A 16,378-nucleotide genomic window follows, 5' to 3' on the forward strand; every position below is an offset into this window, starting at 1 on the left:
GGCTTAACGCTATTTCATCTCAGACAACATACTCAGCGGGTTTTCCAGGTAGGACTTCCACAAGTTGGAGAAACGTACCATAGTCGCACCATCAATAATCCGGTGATCGCCGGACCAACTGATATGCATAATATTTACGGCTTTGACATTGTCCTGTTCATCAAAGCGTGGCAAACGCTGAATTTTACCCAGTGCCACAATGGCAGACTCGGGTTTATTAATGACCGGCGTTGCAGTGGTGCCACCAATCACGCCAACATTAGAGATGCTGATAGTGCCACCCTTAAGGTCGCTGCTACCCAACTTACCTTCGCGAGCCAGATCAACCAGACGGTTTGCTTCTTTTGCCACCTCAAACAGCGACAGGTTCTGCACGCCTTTAATATTCGGTACCAGCAGGCCAATTTTCGAGTCCACTGCCATACCGATATTGTGGTCATCAAAATAGGTCAGCTCCGTGCATTCGTCATTGACTTGACTGTTTATAATAGGGAACTGCTTAAGGGCCAGCGACATAGCCTTGATGATAAAAGGCATAAAGCTCAGTTTGACGCCCTGTTTTTCGAACTCAGGCTTTAATGCGGATCTGGCAGCCATCAGGGCATCCATCTCAATCTCGTCACTCACAGAGAAGTGCGGAATACTGAATACCGATGCACTCATCTGTTTGGCCATCGCCGCCTTGATACCGCGGATAGGCTCAGTACGGGTGCCGCCGCCAACAGACTGGGCGGCCTTTTTACCTGTCATATCAGACTGGCTGACTGCCTGAGAAGCAGTTTGCCCCATGGACAACACATCCTGCTTCATCACCCTGCCCTTTTTGCCGCTGCCCTGAACCTGATTGAGATTAATCTCCATTTCACGGGCTAGCCGCCTTACCGCCGGGCTGGCCAGCGCCTTGGCCGGATTCACCCATTGTGGCTCGAATTCGCCGCCACTAAATTTGCCACTGGTATTCGCGGCTACGGTGGTTTGTGCAGCCCCAGGTTGTATCACCTCCGCCTTGGCGGGCGCAGAACCTGATACTGCCGGTGCGGCGGCTTCACCTTCTGCCAACTGAATGGCAAAAAGTGGCGTATGTACCTTAGCAATCTCACCTTTTTGATAATACAGCTTCACCACTTTGCCGCTGAACTTAGAGGGGATCTGTACTAACGCCTTGTCTGTCATCACATCCGCAACCGGCTGGTCTTCACTGATATCATCACCTTCCGATACCAGCCATTCCACCAGTTCACATTCCACAATGCCTTCACCAATATCCGGTAGAATAAAGTCTTCAACTGCACCGCCAGTGGCGATTTCAAGTTGCTGGCTTGTGGCTGCAGCTTGTTGCGCTTCAGCTTGCGCCGTTTGTGACGCTTCGCCATCCACTTCCATCGCAAAGAGCGGCGAATGTACCTTGGCGATTTCGCCTTTTTGGTAATACAGCTTTTTCACCACGCCACTGTGCATAGCAGGGATCTGCACCAGGGCTTTGTCTGTCATCACATCGGCCACTGCCTGGTCTTCTTCAATACGATCCCCTTCTGCCACCAGCCATTCCACCAATTCACATTCAACAATGCCCTCACCAATATCGGGCAGAATAAAATCTTTCATACGCTACCCCTTAGTAGTTCACTGTGCGTTTAATGGCTTCGTACACCTTAAGGTGATCCGGCATATATTCTTTTTCATGGGCCAGAGGATAAGGCGTATCCAGACCGCATACCCTGGCAATAGGGGATTCCAGATTAAGGAAACAACGCTCCTGAATTGTCGCCGCCACCTCACTGGCAAACCCACCGGTCAGCGGTGCTTCATGGGAAATTAATAGTCGCCCGGTTTTAACCACTGACTGGCACACCGCATCCACATCCCAAGGCAAAATACTGCGAAGATCGATAATTTCACAACTGATGCCGTCCTTTTCTGCCATATCTGCCGCTTTTTCCATCACTTCAATCTGGGCCCCCCAGGCCAGCAAACTGATGTCATTGCCTTGGCGAACCAGGTCAGCCTTACCAAGCGGCAGTTCGTAATCTTCTTCAGGAACTTCGCCTACCGACGCTCTGTATAAACGCTTAGGCTCCATAAATAACACCGGATTATCGTCCCGAATGGATGCCAACAGCAGGCCTTTCGCCTGGTAGGGGTTACGTGGCATAACGATTTTAAGCCCTGGGGTATGGGCAAAATAGGCTTCAGGTGATTGGGAATGATAATGACCACCGGCTATGCCACCGCCATAAGGGGTACGAATTGTCAGGGTACCGCAGCTGAATTGCCCACCGGAACGATAACGCCACTTGGCGGTTTCATTGACGATCTGGTCAAAGGCCGGGAAGATGTAATCTCCGAACTGAATTTCCGCCACCGGTACCGACCCTTGCGAAGCCAGGCCATTGGCAAAGCCAATGATTCCCTGTTCTGTCAATGGCGTATTGAAACAGCGGGCCCTACCGAACTTTTCCTGCAAATTGCTGGTCGCGCGGAAAACACCACCGAAATGGCCGACATCTTCACCGAACACCATGACTTTTTCGTTTTCGGTCATGGCCAGGATCAGAGCATTATTGATAGCTTGCAATAAATTCATTTTAGCCATGTTTATAGCCTCCCTGACGTCTTCGGATAGGCATCCGGGTATTTACTGATATGTTGTTTTAGCGCTTCAAGCTGCTCTTGCAGATGCCAGGGGGGCGTATCGTAAACATCCTCAATAATTTCATCGATGCGGCAAATGGGTACTTTTTCCACCCGCTTTAATTCTTCCAGCACTTCCTGCCGCATTTTTTCCACATCTTTGTTGTCTTGTTCTTCGTCCAGCCAACCTTTAGCCTTCAGCCAATTGCCAAGACGCACAATTGGATCTTTAGCCTGCCAGCGGGCCTCTTCATCCTTGGACCGATAGCCGGTAGGATCATCCGAGGTGGAATGAGCGGCCAGGCGATAAGACATGGCTTCGATCAATATCGGGCAGTTCTCTGCCAGGGCGATTTCCCTCGCTTGCTTGGTGGCAGCATAAACAGCAAAGGCATCGTTACCATCTACACGTATGGTTTTAATACCGTAGCCCAGCCCTCGGGAGGCGATACCGTCACCAGCGAACTGTTCTTCTGCCGGGGTAGAAATGGCATAGCCATTGTTGCGACAGAAAAAGATAGCCGGACAATGCAGCACCGCCGCCATATTCAAACCTGCGTGGAAGTCCCCTTCTGATGCCGCACCTTCACCAAAGTAACAGATGGTCACGGCCGACTCACCAGCCATTTTCTGACCATAGGCATAACCTGATGCCTGTGGGATTTGAGTGCCCAGCGGCGAAGAAATGGTCATAAAGTTCAGCTCTTTGGCCCCATAATGAATCGGCATCTGGCGGCCTTTGTTTGGCTCTTTTTCATTGCTGAACATTTGGTTCATAAAGGCTTCGGTGCTATAGCCACGATAGGCCAATGCGCCCTGCTCGCGATACTGAGACATAATCATGTCTTGCGGCTCTAAGGCAGCCGCACTGGCCACACTGGCTGCTTCCTCACCTGTGCTGGCCAGGTAAAAGCTGATACGGCCTTGACGCTGCGCGGCCACCATACGCTCGTCTAAAACGCGGGTAAAACGCATAGTCCGGTAAATTTTAACTACCGCGTCTTTATCCAGTTCAGGAAGTTCTGCGTCTTTGTGTGGGGTACCATCAGGCTGCAAAATTTGCAGCATGGGGATGTCTACCAAGCCCTTATCAATAATACGGACCTGATGGGTGAAACCGACATCAGAAAGATGATTTCTGTCTTTCATAATCTGCCTTAGGGTTCTGTCGTTAGCCGGGGTAAGTACCCGGTTTTATTATAAAGTTGGCAATATACTAGTAGAGGATCAGCAGCAAGGCGTTGCTTTTTCACTAAGCGCTAAACGAAAGACCGGAACAAACATCCCAAACCTACCAGATAGAGGAGGATAAACTATCTAATTTTTACAAAGCATCTACACATATGGTACATGCTGAATACAAAACTTGCTCTATCACCCCAAATACTATTGAACGATTTTCAACCATTCCACGTATCAACTCGCATAATATTAAATTTGCAGTTGCATGATTTAACGCTTACGCCGATAGTCAGGCTTTTATGTCATGTCACATCAATGGAAGATTGGAGCGTCATATGCCTTTTAAAATGACCCAAATAGCCACACTGCTTACCGCCCTGCTGGCCAGTGCGTCACTCATGGCTGCACAAACCCCAAAGCATAACACCGCTCATAAAAAAGGCCTGAATCGCTATATAGTGCAATTACAAGATGCGCCGGTTGCCTTGTATCAGGGGGCACTGTCCGGTTTTCCAGCCACTTCCGCCAAGGCACTCAAGCGGCAGGATATGGGCAGTGAGGCAGTAAAGAAATACCAGGGCTATTTGAAGCAGCGCCAGGCACAGATTCAGCAAAAAGCAGCGTCTTTAGGCGTCGACGAACCACATGCACAGTTCCAGCATGCTATCAACGCCCTGGTGCTGACATTAAATGCCAAACAGCTTGCCGCCTTGGGCAAAGAGCCTGGTATTAAGTCAATTGAACAGGTCACACTGGACCCTCTGCACACCGACTCAGGCCCCAGATGGATAGGTGCCGAAACACTCTGGAATGGGCCGTTGGGAGAATCTCCTTATCAAGGTGAAGGCATAGTCATAGGTATTTTGGATACCGGGATTAACACTGATCATCCATCCTTTGCCGATATAGGCGCAGACGGTTACAACCATATCAATCCATATGGCAGTGGTGTTTATAAAGGCGACTGTCGCACCAAGCCAGGCCTTTGTAATGACAAACTAGTTGGCGTCTATAGTTACCCGGCTATTACCGGACAATATGACGACTATGCCCCCGGTACACCGCGCGATGGCGAAGACCATAACGGGCACGGTTCTCATGTGGCAGCAACGGCTGCGGGCAATGTATTGAACAACACCCCACTTCTGGATGTAGAAGGTAATCCAACGCCGGGCTTTGTTTTCCCCCACATGTCAGGGGTGGCCCCGCATGCCAATATCATCAGTTATCAGGTGTGCTACCCGGGTGAGGATGATGCAGTAGGCTTTTCCGGTTGCCCCACAGACCTGGTCATCCGTGCCATTGACCAGGCTATTCAGGACCAGGTGGATGTGATTAATCACAGCATCGGTGCCGGCAGTGAATCGCCCTGGACAGGCGCTAAGGGGGTGGCATTTTTAAGCGCAAGGGAAGCCGGCATTATGGTTGCCAATTCTGCTGGTAATGATGGTCCGGATGCGGGCACCTTGTCGTCTAATGCGGCTGCGCCCTGGGTAATGACGGTGGCCGCTTACAGCCATGATCGCAGTTACAGCAGTAAAACAATTGGTAGTTTCAGCGGCGGTGTGAATCCACCTCAGACCATCACCGGCGAGTCAAAAACCGGCGCCATTACGGCGGATATCGTTTACGCCGGAGATTTTGCCAACCCCAATGACCCAACAGGCGACAGCGGCCAGTGTATCCAACCTTTTCCGGCCGGTACCTTCAATGGTCAGATTGTGGTGTGTGACCGTGGCGATATTGCCAGAGTAGACAAAGGTCGACATGTTAAAGCAGGCGGCGCCGGTGGTTTTGTGCTGACCAATATATCCGGCGGTGACAGTAATCTGGTGGCTGACAACCATGTATTGCCCGCCATTCAAATCAGTGCCCAGGATGGAAATGCCCTTAAGAGCTGGCTTGCCAGCGGCAGCGACCACCGCGCCACGATCAGCGCCAGTCAGGTCCAGTCCAATCCTGAGCTGGCCAATATTACGGCGGGTTTCAGTTCCCGCGGCCCTAACTTTGATTTACTGGATGTTATTTCCCCAAGTATCGCCGCACCAGGTGTGGAGATTTGGGCAGCCTACGCCGATGACCAGCCAGAGGGCTTTAAGGAAGTGTCTGACCCGGCCGACTTTGCCTTTTTGGACGGTACATCCATGGCATCTCCCCATGTCGCTGGTGCGGCAGCGCTGCTAAAACAGGCCAGACCAAACTGGACAATAGCAGAGATACAATCAGCCCTGATGCTCACTGCCAATCAACAAACTTTTAAGGAAGATGGCAGTACTGCATCCGACTACTTTGACATGGGATCAGGAATGGTGGACGTGGGTAAGGCGGTGCAAAGTGGCCTGGTGATGAACATCAGTATGGCACAGTATCGCGCCGCCAACCCCGCCACGGGTGGCGACCCCAGTGCACTGAATATGCCTTCTATTGCGCAAAGTCAGTGTTTTGGGACTTGCCGTTGGACCCGCACCTTCAAGGCCACTCAAAGCGGCAACTGGCAACTTAGTGCTCAAAATGACTCAGGGCTGGATTTCAATATCAGCCCCAGTAGCTTTAATCTGTCTGTCGGCCAGCAACAAACTGTCACCATCAGTCTGGATACCAATAATGCAACGCCGGATCAATGGCATTTTGCCAATATACGCCTTAGCGGTGCCTCACAAACATTGAATATGCCTGTGGCCGTTATTCCAACTGGCGGCAAACTGCCACAACAAGTTGTTATTGAGGCCAAGCGCAACGCAGACAGTTACCAGATTCAAGGTTTGCAGACCCTATCTACCGATAACCTTGAACTTGAGGTGTTTGGCTTAGGTGCGTCGATAAACGAAACAGGTGAACTGGCCGAAGACAGTAGTGGCGACGATGTATTTGACGATCTGAACGATGGCGTCGCTACCCATTTATTCACTGTACCGGCTGGCAGCAAACGACTGATTACCGAGATAACCGAGACCACTTCCACCGATCTGGATATCTGGCTGGGCCGTGACAGTAATGGTGATGGCATAGCCCAGGAAAATGAGTTATTGGCCAGTAGCGCCGAATCCACTGCGTTTGAGAAAATAGACCTGTTGGCACCGCAAGCTGGCAGCTACTGGCTGCTGGTTCAAAACTGGCAGGCAGGCAACAGTGGTTCAGACAGCTACACCCTGGCCAGAACCTTAGTAAACAGTCGCAGCCAAAACATGGCTGCACAAGGCCCAAGTCAGGTCAGCCACCACCAACCATTTGATGTGTTGATGCATTGGGATCAGGCCCTGAGTTTTGGAGACGTACGCTATGCCGTGCTTGAACTGACAGACAATCAAAGCCGTTTCGGTCAGATTAAAGTAGATTTAGTCCGGGTTGAAAATGATGTCAGGCTAAGTAGTGACAAAACCGGTCGGATAGCGGCCGGAGAGCAAGCTCGCTTTTTCGTTAATGTCGATGCAAACAACAGCCACCAGAACAGGCAATATGAATTGGTTGTGACCCTGCCGCAGGGATTATCACTGGTGGCAGATAGTGCCAGCCCAGGTTCGATTGTCGATGGACAACAAATTAAGTGGAGCCTGTTACAACGTGCCAACGACAGCAGCAACGCACAATTTACCCTTAGTGCTGTGGCAGATGAGAGTTTGTCAGCCGGGCCTCTGCAGGTGACGCTTTCGTCCAGTATCACCGATAATCCGTTTACCGGGGAAGAAGTATCGCAGTTGCAAACTGACTTACAGGTAGAAGGCGCACCAGAGGTCTTTATAAATGGTAGCAAGCAAGCCACCTTATCAGGCACCGAGGGCAGCCGATTAACTTTGCCCGGCGAAGTCAGTGATCCAAATAACGACAACTTGCAATTGGTGTGGCAACAAACCGCAGGCCCTACCGTCAGTCTCAGTGATACACAAAGTGCCAGACCCAGCATTACTCTGCCCTCAGTCACCGCAGATACTGACTTGTCATTCCGACTAACCGCCACCGACACCGCCGACCTCAGCGATAGTGCCACGGTGACCGTAACCGTTTTGAATCAAACGACCAGTACGCCGGTGAATAATGGTGGCGGCGGTGGCGGCAGCTTATCCTGGTGGTGGCTGTTATTGTTGGCATTGGGAGTCCGTAGGCGCCCCCTGCGCTGACAAGTAAGGCTAAGTCGCCAACGGATATTCAATAGATTGATTAAAAACATTCCATAAAAAAACCTGCCAGCTGGCAGGTTTTTCTTTACTGCATTGCTTAAAGCTGCATACCCAAACGCTGGGCAACTTCTTCATAGGCTTCCACAACTCCGCCCAATCCCTGACGGAAGCGGTCTTTATCCAGTTTTTTACGGGTTTCTTTATCCCACAAGCGGCAGCCATCCGGGGTAATTTCGTCCCCTAGTACCACGTCGCCATTGAACAAACCAAATTCCAATTTGTAATCCACCAACAGCAGACCTGCTTCATCGAACAAGGCTTTGAGCACATCGTTTACTTTAAAGGTCAGCTCTTTCATGCGCGCTACGGTGGCATCGTCAGCCCAACCAAAGGTGCGGATATGGGATTCATTAACCATGGGGTCATGCAATGAATCGTTTTTCAGGAAGAATTCAAAAGTAGGCGGATTTAACTCCTTACCTTCTTCAATCCCCAGACGGCGGCACAGCGAGCCGGCGGCCAGGTTACGTACTACGCATTCCACTGGCACCATATCCAGTTTCTTAACCAGAGACTCGGTATCAGACAGCAACGCTTCAACCTGAGTAGGCACACCAGCCGCTTCCAGCTTAGACATAATAAAATGGTTGAACTTGTTATTGATCATGCCTTTGCGATCAAGTTGTTCAATCTTCTCACCATCGAATGCCGAAGTGTCGTTACGAAAATGCAGAACCAAACGATCTGCATCGTTAGTGGCATATACTGTTTTGGCTTTACCGCGATATAGTTCAGCGCGCTTTTCCATCGTTTTAAATCTCTTAAGTTAAATATCCAGATTACTGGCAGACATGGTTTGTGAGAAAGAGGCATAGATATTTGTAAGCAAATCGGCGCTTAGTGCTTTGCTTTGATCATCCATCAGGGTAATGGAGGTTTTACCACCCATTTGCGCCACCTTGAAACGATAGTCCTCACGATCCAGAGGCAACCCATCGTCACTGCTCCACAGCCTGTCCCACCAACCTTCTTCAGGCCCCTGGTAAGACACAAATAACAAGCCATTGGATTTGTCCAAATCCTTAACGTCAAAGCCGAGTTTACGCAGCACCAGTTGCAGACGGGTCCATGTCATATCATAGTCGCCATCCACCACAAAGGCCGGCTCACCATCGGCATTAAAGCCAAGCTCCATTTCCATGCCCTGACGGATCTGACGAATACGTCTGACATCGGCCACTTTCAATTGCGTTTCGTAGTGATTGATAACCCGGTTCAGCACATCCACTTCATTACGACGCTTCGCCTCAGCATCTAAATCCGCTGCAGAGCGAACATTGTCACCAATTGTCTCCATGTAGTCTTTCAGAGCGACATTCAGCGCAGCCGTACGGCCATGGGGTTTTACATCCAATGTAAATTCAAATCGACGACCCACGCTACGCTCAGTGCTGGTCCAGTCAAACCAACCGGTGTCCATTTCCTCGTTCATCAACATCCAGTCAGTATCAAGGCGTCCCTCTTCTTTATTGAAATAGTCGACGGCGATTCCCTGTTCTTCAAGGAAGCTTATCAGACTGTTCCAAATAGAGGTGTCCAGTGCTTCAGAGTCATCTATCTGATCAAAATAGACAGTGGCATTGCGCTGCCCTTCCTCAACGTGCGACCCGGTTACCAGTGGTAGCACCAATGACGGGGATAATACGTCCAGCTTATTGCCAACCAGGTTACGTGGCGCCTGCTCACCCAGTTTTGGGATCTCATAATCTCTGCCGCGATTGGGCTGGTTCAACCCTTCGGGAATCTTAAGATCCACTCTCTGCTGTTCCTGCAGATAGTCAAAATTACCATTGGCGACACGCCTTTCCTGGGACGAGGTACAACCGCCCAAACTTGCTGCAAGAACAATCGTCAGCAGAGAATATCGAATCATCGGCACTCCTTAGGATAACAGGCCAGCATTGTGCATGACTTGTTCGATAGCTTTTTGATGGATGAGTTCCGCTTCCACCATAGGTAATCTCAAGGCCGGGCTTGGAATCAACCCCATGCGGTACAGGGCCCATTTAGGAATAACAGGGTTGGGCTCTATAAACAGCCCTTCATGCAGTGCAGCGAGCCCCGCATCAATCTCTCTTGCCAACTCGGCTTGGCCGCTTGTCGCAGCAGCACAAAGTCTGGCCATCGCCTCAGGGGCAAGGTTGGCGGTAACAGAAATCACGCCATGGCCACCCGCCAGCATAAATTCACAGCCGGTGGCATCATCGCCGCTAAGCAATACGAAATCAGTTGGCAGTAAAGCCTGCATTTCACGCAACCGATTCAGGTCGCCGGTCGCATCTTTAAGACCGACAATACGTGGATGCTTAGCCAATACAGCTACAGTCTCCGCTTGCATATCGGTAACGGTGCGTCCTGGCACATTATACAGCAGCAACGGCAGTCCACAGGCGTCTGCGACCTTTTCAAAGTGGGCAATAAGTCCGCGCTGTTGTGGTTTATTATAATAAGGGACAACGCTTAATAGCCCATCGGCACCCACTTCAGCAGAAGCCTGACTTAACTCGATGGCTTCGTCTGTGGAGTTGGCTCCGCTACCTGAAATAACCGGAATGCGACCCGCAGCGTACTCCACTATTTTCTTAACCACATGAATATGTTCATCTATTGGCAGTGTGGCTGACTCTCCCGTGGTGCCCACAGCAACGATGCCGGCAGTGCCAGCTTTGATATGGAATTCGACCAGTTGCTGTAAGGAGGGATAATGGATTTCGCCCGTCTCGGTCATCGGCGTGACCAGCGCTACAATACTGCCTGTGAACATTCTTGCTCCCCGGAAAATTAAGCGCCTAATGGTAAAGAGGTAGCCAGGCAAACACAAGCGCCATTTCATACCATTCAAGCCCTGTCAGATTGGATATTTAATCCTTAGGGGTTTGTGGTAGACTTCCGGGCCTTTAAACCCTGTAACGACTCATATGAAACAGCAACTTATCGTGACCATTCTGGGAACGGACAAGATAGGCATACTGAGTACTCTGGCTGCCACTGTGGGCGCCTGCAACTGTAACATTCTGGACAGCCGCCAGGCGGTTTATGGTCAAGACTTTTCCCTTACTATGATCCTCGAAGGTGTACAGAGCGCGATAATAAAGGCGGAGCTGCAAATTCCCCAGGTTTGTCAGCAGCATGATCTACTGTCCATGATGAAACGTACTAAGCAGCATAATCGGCAGGATCTGGCGTATCTGGCCGATGTGGAGGTGTCTGGTGTGGACTTTCTTGGCGTGATTCGCGAAATCACCGCATTCTTTGCCAACTTTGATATTACCGTTACCGCCTTTCGTCAGCATACCTATACAGATGCAGAAAGTGGTGTGGAAATGGTGCAATGTAAGATGGTGGTAAGCATGCCCAATGAAACCAAACTGGATGACGTGCAAGCTGCGTTTAACACTAAACTGGATGAGTTAAATCTGCAGGGAACCATCAAAAAACACTGAGGAGCTTATGAACAGGATGACCGAAGGCCAGAGCGCGCCCCGATTCACTTTACCTGATCAAAACAACGAATTGGTCAATCTGGCTGATTTTAGTGGCCGTAAAGTGCTGGTGTATTTCTACCCTAAAGCCATGACCCCAGGTTGCACCGTTCAGGCACAATGTCTGCGGGACAGCAAAGCTGAGTTGGATAAACACAATGTTGTGGTACTAGGCATCAGCCCGGATCCGGTTAAACGTTTACCTAAATTTATTGAAAAAGAAGGGCTGAATTTCACCCTGTTGTCTGATGAAGATCATGCGGTTGCAGACGCCTTTGGGGTATGGGGCCCGAAAAAGTTTATGGGCCGAGAGTTTGATGGTATTCACAGAATCAGCTTTCTGATTGATGAACAAGGCAAAATTGAGAAAGTTTTTGATAAGTTTAAAACCAAAGACCACCATCAGGTGGTAATGGATTATCTTGCTTGAACTGAAACCTAACAAAGGCCGCTGAAGCGGCCTTTGCTATCTGTGCTGTTTATCGCTTGAATATAGACTTATTAAATCTGAGCTAAGTGACCTGCCCTTCCGATTGTCGCGGTAAACTGTTTTCCGACCAGGCGTTAAACACGGCTTTGACTAAGGTAGCTAAGGGGATGGCGAAGAACACACCCCAGAATCCCCATAACCCACCAAAAAACAGGACAGCGATAATAATATAAACCGGGTGCAGGCTGACTGCTTCAGAGAACAGCAACGGCACCAACAGGTTGCCGTCCAACGCCTGAATAATCCCGTATGCAATCATCAGATACCAAAAATCGGCGGTTAATCCCCATTGGAACAAGGCTACAATGGCCACCGGAAAAGTGACCACCGCTGCGCCAATATAGGGAATCAGCACTGAAAAACCGACCAACACACCAAGCAGCAGGGAGTAACGCAAGTCCATCAGGGCAAAAGTGATGGCCGATACTGTGCCCACAATCAGAATTTCGATGACTTTGCCACGAATATAGTTGACGATCTGTGTATTCATCTCCCGCCCCACTTGCTTCAGCAAACGTCGGTCTTTGGGCATAATACCGGCAAGATTGTTGAGTAACTCACCCCGATCTTTAAGGATAAAAAACACCATCAAAGGCACCAGAATAAAGTAGATCATCAGTGCCACCAGGCTGACAATAGAGCTTAAAGAAGCAGAAAGAATATCCTTGCCCAGGCTCACAACCCTCTCATTCACCCCTACCAGTGCCATATCTATATCCTGCTTGGACAACAAGCCAGGGTAGGCATCGGGCAGTGTCAGCAACCATGTCTGGGTTTTAGACCAGAACAATGGCATTTCCGTTAATAAATTTACCCCCTGTTGCCAAATTACTGGCACCAGGGCCACCATGAACAGCACGCTCAGGCTGATAAACAATGTCAGTACCAAACTTACCGCCCATGTCCTGCCCATGCCTAGTTTATCCAGCTTGTTTACCGGCCACTCAAGCAAATAGGCAACCACCACAGCAACCAGTACCGGGGCCAGCATAGCCCCCCAAAAAATCAGTACGGCAAAGGCCAGCACAACCATCACCAACAACGTGGCGCTGGCCGGGTCAGAGAATTTTCTTTTATACCAGAGGTTTAACTGCTCTAACATGCAAAATCCTTGCAGGGAAATGACGCTGGAAATGAGATTGGTGTATACCCGGCCAATTATCCTCTGCATAGGGTGAAAGGATCAATGGGCTAACCCGGTATTTATCTGTTAATCAGCGTTTGATGCTAACCTGTTATCACGTTGGCGGCCATGCGACCATGGACCAATCTTTATCCCTTGTTTATGTAACATCAACCGATATCCATGGTCAGATACTTAAGAATACGGTTATAGTTAGGTATTGGGCAATGACGCCCGAGGTGGGGAACTAAAGTAAGGTATCCCTAATCGAATCCATCCCGGTTCCTGAGAGTATTGGAAACTATGCGAAGAAGTATCGTTCTGTGTCTGAGTCTGTTACCTGTTTTGTTGTCTGCCCAGGTCCGACTCAACAACGACAAGAATGAGTTGCCCGAAATAGGTGTGGTAGCCTCCAACGCCATCAGTATCGACAAAGAGCTGTTGGTGGGTGAGGCATTGATGCGTCAGCTACGTGGCCGTGCGCCCATCATCAATGATCCTTTACTGGAAGAATACGTGCAAGATCTGGGTAACCGTCTGGTGGCCCAAGCAGACAATGCAAAATTCCCGTTTAAGTTTTTCCCTATTGGTAACAATGACATTAACGCCTTTGCCTTTTATGGCGGGCACATTGGTATTCATACCGGGCTGATTGTTGAAGCAGACAGTGAAAGTGAACTCGCCTCTGTAATGGCCCACGAGATTGCACACGTGACACAACGTCATTTGGCCCGTAGCATCGAAGCCAGACAGAAAACCTCGCCTTTGCAGTTAGTGTCGATGCTGGGAGGCGTGCTTTTAGCGATGGCCGATCCCGAAGCGGGGATTGCCGCCATTAGCGCCAGCCAGGCTGCGGGTGCGCAAGCCTCGATTAACTACACCCGTAGTAACGAAAAAGAAGCAGACAGGGTGGGCATCGAGGTGCTTTCCCGCGCCGGTTATGATGCCGGGGCCGCCGCCGCTTTTTTCGGCAAGCTGGCCGCCAAATACCGTCATCAATCCAAGCCTCCGGCATTTTTACTTACTCACCCATTACCCGAAAGCCGTATTGCAGATGCCAGAGCCAGACAAGCTGCCTACCCTGATATCAATTTGCCACCTAGCCTGCACTTTCATCTGATTAAAGCCAGGATTCAGGCAAGATATACCGGCATCCGCACTTATGACGCCAGTTACTTTCAGGCCATGCTGGATAACACCAACCACCCTGTACTGAAAAAAGCCGCACGCTACGGTTTGGCCCTGACCTTGCTTGACAACGATGAAGCAGACAAAGCAGAGCCGATTATTTCAGACTTGCTCAAAGATGACCCCGAGAATCTGTTTTATCTGGACACTTATACCGACATTGCCCTGGCACAAAAGCGCCCACAAGACGCTGTCGCACTGCTGTCAGAGCATAGCCGCAAACAACCCAGAAACCGCGTACTGGCTTTGAATCTGGCCAATGCCATGATCAAAAGTGGACAGAACAAAGAAGCGGTAAGAATCATCAAAGATTATCTACTGGTTAACCCTGAACATCTGCTTTCCTATCAGCTCCTCAGTGAGGCCTATGGTGAAAACCGACAGATGCTGGAGATGCATCAGGCCAAAGCCGAGGTCTATGCATTAATTGCGGCCTACCCCAGGGCCATTGACGAGTTGCAAACTGCGTACAACTTTACCGCGGACTCAACGCTGGAGAAGCAGCGCATCCGAGCCAGAATTGAGCAGATGCGCGATGCCGACACCCGACTGCGCAATTTGTAATCACATATCAACCGGCTTACCCCCAGTTGCACAGTGGATATTAGCTGCGGGATTGCAGAGCCTGGATTAACGCCAATAGGGTATCTGCATGTTGCTCCCCCATTAACTGCTTTATCAGTTTGCCGTCAGGCCCGATAATATAAGTGGCAGGCAAACTTTGTGGGCGCTGAAGTGGCAGTGAGGGAGTCGGCTCTGTTTGTATCAGAGGGAAGGCTATGGCGTATTTGTCTTTAAGGCTGGCAAGCTCACTTTGCTCTAATTGATCAAAACTTACCCCAAACAACTGGATTTGCTGGTTGTTGACCAACTCATTGAAGCGGTTCAGCTCAGGCATTTCTCTTAAGCAAGGTGCGCACCATTCGGCAAAATAGTTGATTACAACATATTGTCCACGAAGCTCCCGCCATTGATGTGCCTCACCATCCAGAGTATAAAAATCCGGCTTTAACCAGATATAGCTGGAGAAGCCTGTCAGCATGGCAAGCACTGCCAGGACCAGGATCAGGGCTTTTTGCGGCAAACGGCTGTCCTCCTCGAAGTTGTCTGGGTAGAATGTCCGATATTCATTGCTAATCCGTCAAGTCAGATGTCAAAAATTACACTATTACATAACCCAAGATGCTCTAAAAGCCGCCAGGCACTGCAACTACTCCAGGATAACAATCTGCAGGTCGACGTCGTTGAATACCTGAAGACCCCTTTGTCTCTAGCACAACTAGCCGAATTACAAAAAAAGCTTGGGCTGCAGGATGTCAGGGACATGATGCGCAGCAAAGAAGATATATATAAGGAACTGGGTTTAAACGATTCAGCCATGACCAGTGAGCAATTGCACGCCGCTATTGCTGAGCATCCAATATTACTGGAGCGCCCTATCGCCATTTTGGGTAATCAGGCGCGTATTGGTCGTCCACCTGAACTCGTACTGGAATTAATATAAGCCAATGGCCGACGATCATTACGCGTTAGTGCTTTATTACAGTGTTGGCGGCAGTACCAGAAATCTGGCGTATAAAATTGCCCAGGGCATAGAACAGATGGGACTGGAGGCACGGCTTCGCACGGTGGCCCCGGTAAGTAACGGTCTGGAAAAAAGAGACAGCGTACCCAGCAGCGGCGACCCCTATGTCAGTATTGAGGATTTACGCCAATGCAGCGCTTTGGCGCTAGGCAGCCCCACCCGGTTTGGCAATATGGCCAGCGCCATGAAGTATTTTTGGGACAGCACATCCAGCTTATGGCTGAGTGCTGAGCTGGCTGATAAACCTGCCTGTGTATTTACCTCCAGTGGCAGCCTGCATGGCGGACAGGAGTCCACCTTACTGACGATGATGTTACCACTGCTGCATCACGGTATGTTTATAATGGGCACGCCCTACTCCGTGTCAGAATTAAACAGCACCCAAAGTGGCGGAACACCTTACGGACCCAGTCATTATGCAGGTTTAAATAACAGCATTGATTTAACGCCCCAAGAACAGGCTATTTGCGTAGCCCAGGGCAATCGTCTGGCTGCACTGGCACTGAAATTGAGAGATTAAGA

Annotated in this window: 14 protein-coding genes; 6 read left to right on the forward strand and 8 right to left on the reverse strand. The window is 50.0% G+C overall.

The features are described 5' to 3' along the window. Nucleotides 1-9: 9 nt before the first annotated feature. The 3 genes from CSR04_RS13760 to CSR04_RS13770 are packed head-to-tail and all read right to left on the reverse strand — an operon-like array spanning nt 10 to nt 3,780. Nucleotides 10-1,605: a dihydrolipoyllysine-residue acetyltransferase gene (locus tag CSR04_RS13760; protein WP_102796881.1), complete on the reverse strand. Its 1,596-nt coding sequence runs from the start codon at nt 1,603-1,605 to the stop codon at nt 10-12. A 10-nt stretch (nt 1,606-1,615) separates the two neighbouring features. Continuing rightward, a complete protein-coding gene (locus tag CSR04_RS13765; RefSeq protein WP_102796882.1) occupies nt 1,616-2,593 on the reverse strand; it encodes an alpha-ketoacid dehydrogenase subunit beta in 978 nt (325 codons plus the stop codon). 2 nt (nt 2,594-2,595) lie between these two features. Further along, complete coding sequence (locus CSR04_RS13770; protein ID WP_102796883.1) at nt 2,596-3,780, reverse strand: thiamine pyrophosphate-dependent dehydrogenase E1 component subunit alpha; 1,185 nt, start codon at nt 3,778-3,780, stop codon at nt 2,596-2,598. A gap of 368 nt (nt 3,781-4,148) precedes the next feature. Here CSR04_RS13770 and CSR04_RS25415 point away from each other — a divergent pair, with 368 nt between their 5' ends. Further along, complete coding sequence (locus CSR04_RS25415; protein WP_172449359.1) at nt 4,149-7,928, forward strand: S8 family serine peptidase; 3,780 nt, start codon at nt 4,149-4,151, stop codon at nt 7,926-7,928. Between the two features lie 97 nt (nt 7,929-8,025). On the opposite strand, the gene purC is transcribed toward CSR04_RS25415, so the two are convergent. The 3 genes from purC to dapA are packed head-to-tail and all read right to left on the reverse strand — an operon-like array spanning nt 8,026 to nt 10,752. Further along, nucleotides 8,026-8,736, reverse strand: a complete 711-nt coding sequence (gene purC, locus CSR04_RS13780) for a phosphoribosylaminoimidazolesuccinocarboxamide synthase (protein WP_102796885.1) — start codon at nt 8,734-8,736, stop codon at nt 8,026-8,028. Between the two features lie 18 nt (nt 8,737-8,754). Beyond that, nucleotides 8,755-9,861: an outer membrane protein assembly factor BamC gene (bamC, locus tag CSR04_RS13785; protein WP_102796886.1), complete on the reverse strand. Its 1,107-nt coding sequence runs from the start codon at nt 9,859-9,861 to the stop codon at nt 8,755-8,757. A 9-nt stretch (nt 9,862-9,870) separates the two neighbouring features. After that, nucleotides 9,871-10,752, reverse strand: coding sequence for a 4-hydroxy-tetrahydrodipicolinate synthase (gene dapA, locus CSR04_RS13790; protein WP_102796887.1), 882 nt, complete (start codon nt 10,750-10,752; stop codon nt 9,871-9,873). Nucleotides 10,753-10,906: 154 nt separating this feature from the next. Between dapA and CSR04_RS13795 the strand changes: the two genes are divergently transcribed. After that, nucleotides 10,907-11,431 (forward strand): glycine cleavage system transcriptional repressor, encoded by a 525-nt coding sequence (locus CSR04_RS13795; protein ID WP_102796888.1) that lies wholly within the window; start codon nt 10,907-10,909, stop codon nt 11,429-11,431. A 7-nt stretch (nt 11,432-11,438) separates the two neighbouring features. Then, nucleotides 11,439-11,900 carry a thioredoxin-dependent thiol peroxidase gene (gene bcp, locus CSR04_RS13800; RefSeq protein WP_102796889.1) on the forward strand — a complete coding sequence of 154 codons (462 nt, stop codon included), beginning with the start codon at nt 11,439-11,441 and terminating at the stop codon, nt 11,898-11,900. 82 nt (nt 11,901-11,982) lie between these two features. On the opposite strand, the gene CSR04_RS13805 is transcribed toward bcp, so the two are convergent. Then, entirely contained in the window at nt 11,983-13,062 is a 1,080-nt protein-coding gene (locus tag CSR04_RS13805) for an AI-2E family transporter (RefSeq protein WP_102796890.1), read from the reverse strand. Between the two features lie 324 nt (nt 13,063-13,386). Here CSR04_RS13805 and bepA point away from each other — a divergent pair, with 324 nt between their 5' ends. After that, entirely contained in the window at nt 13,387-14,835 is a 1,449-nt protein-coding gene (gene bepA, locus CSR04_RS13810; RefSeq protein ID WP_102796891.1) for a beta-barrel assembly-enhancing protease, read from the forward strand. Nucleotides 14,836-14,875: 40 nt separating this feature from the next. Here the strand turns inward: bepA and CSR04_RS13815 are convergent, their stop codons facing one another. Further along, entirely contained in the window at nt 14,876-15,355 is a 480-nt protein-coding gene (locus CSR04_RS13815) for a TlpA family protein disulfide reductase (protein WP_172449360.1), read from the reverse strand. 66 nt (nt 15,356-15,421) lie between these two features. Here CSR04_RS13815 and arsC point away from each other — a divergent pair, with 66 nt between their 5' ends. After that, nucleotides 15,422-15,775: an arsenate reductase (glutaredoxin) gene (gene arsC, locus CSR04_RS13820; RefSeq protein ID WP_102796892.1), complete on the forward strand. Its 354-nt coding sequence runs from the start codon at nt 15,422-15,424 to the stop codon at nt 15,773-15,775. Between the two features lie 4 nt (nt 15,776-15,779). Next, nucleotides 15,780-16,376, forward strand: coding sequence for an NAD(P)H:quinone oxidoreductase (wrbA, locus tag CSR04_RS13825; protein ID WP_102796893.1), 597 nt, complete (start codon nt 15,780-15,782; stop codon nt 16,374-16,376). The last annotated feature ends 2 nt before the right edge of the window (nt 16,377-16,378 follow it).

The organism is Bowmanella denitrificans (genome assembly GCF_002887595.1).
GTDB lineage: Bacteria > Pseudomonadota > Gammaproteobacteria > Enterobacterales > Alteromonadaceae > Bowmanella > Bowmanella denitrificans.

Bases quoted from the DNA above. Each gene is read 5' to 3' on its own strand.
- CSR04_RS13760 (WP_102796881.1), bottom strand. From the start codon at position 1,605: ATGAAAGATTTTATTCTGCCCGATATTGGTGAGGGCATTGTTGAATGT.
- CSR04_RS13765 (WP_102796882.1), bottom strand. From the start codon at position 2,593: ATGGCTAAAATGAATTTATTGCAAGCTATCAATAATGCTCTGATCCTG.
- CSR04_RS13770 (WP_102796883.1), bottom strand. From the start codon at position 3,780: ATGAAAGACAGAAATCATCTTTCTGATGTCGGTTTCACCCATCAGGTC.
- CSR04_RS25415 (WP_172449359.1), top strand. From the start codon at position 4,149: ATGCCTTTTAAAATGACCCAAATAGCCACACTGCTTACCGCCCTGCTG.
- purC (WP_102796885.1), bottom strand. From the start codon at position 8,736: ATGGAAAAGCGCGCTGAACTATATCGCGGTAAAGCCAAAACAGTATAT.
- bamC (WP_102796886.1), bottom strand. From the start codon at position 9,861: ATGATTCGATATTCTCTGCTGACGATTGTTCTTGCAGCAAGTTTGGGC.
- dapA (WP_102796887.1), bottom strand. From the start codon at position 10,752: ATGTTCACAGGCAGTATTGTAGCGCTGGTCACGCCGATGACCGAGACG.
- CSR04_RS13795 (WP_102796888.1), top strand. From the start codon at position 10,907: ATGAAACAGCAACTTATCGTGACCATTCTGGGAACGGACAAGATAGGC.
- bcp (WP_102796889.1), top strand. From the start codon at position 11,439: ATGAACAGGATGACCGAAGGCCAGAGCGCGCCCCGATTCACTTTACCT.
- CSR04_RS13805 (WP_102796890.1), bottom strand. From the start codon at position 13,062: ATGTTAGAGCAGTTAAACCTCTGGTATAAAAGAAAATTCTCTGACCCG.
- bepA (WP_102796891.1), top strand. From the start codon at position 13,387: ATGCGAAGAAGTATCGTTCTGTGTCTGAGTCTGTTACCTGTTTTGTTG.
- arsC (WP_102796892.1), top strand. From the start codon at position 15,422: ATGTCAAAAATTACACTATTACATAACCCAAGATGCTCTAAAAGCCGC.
- wrbA (WP_102796893.1), top strand. From the start codon at position 15,780: ATGGCCGACGATCATTACGCGTTAGTGCTTTATTACAGTGTTGGCGGC.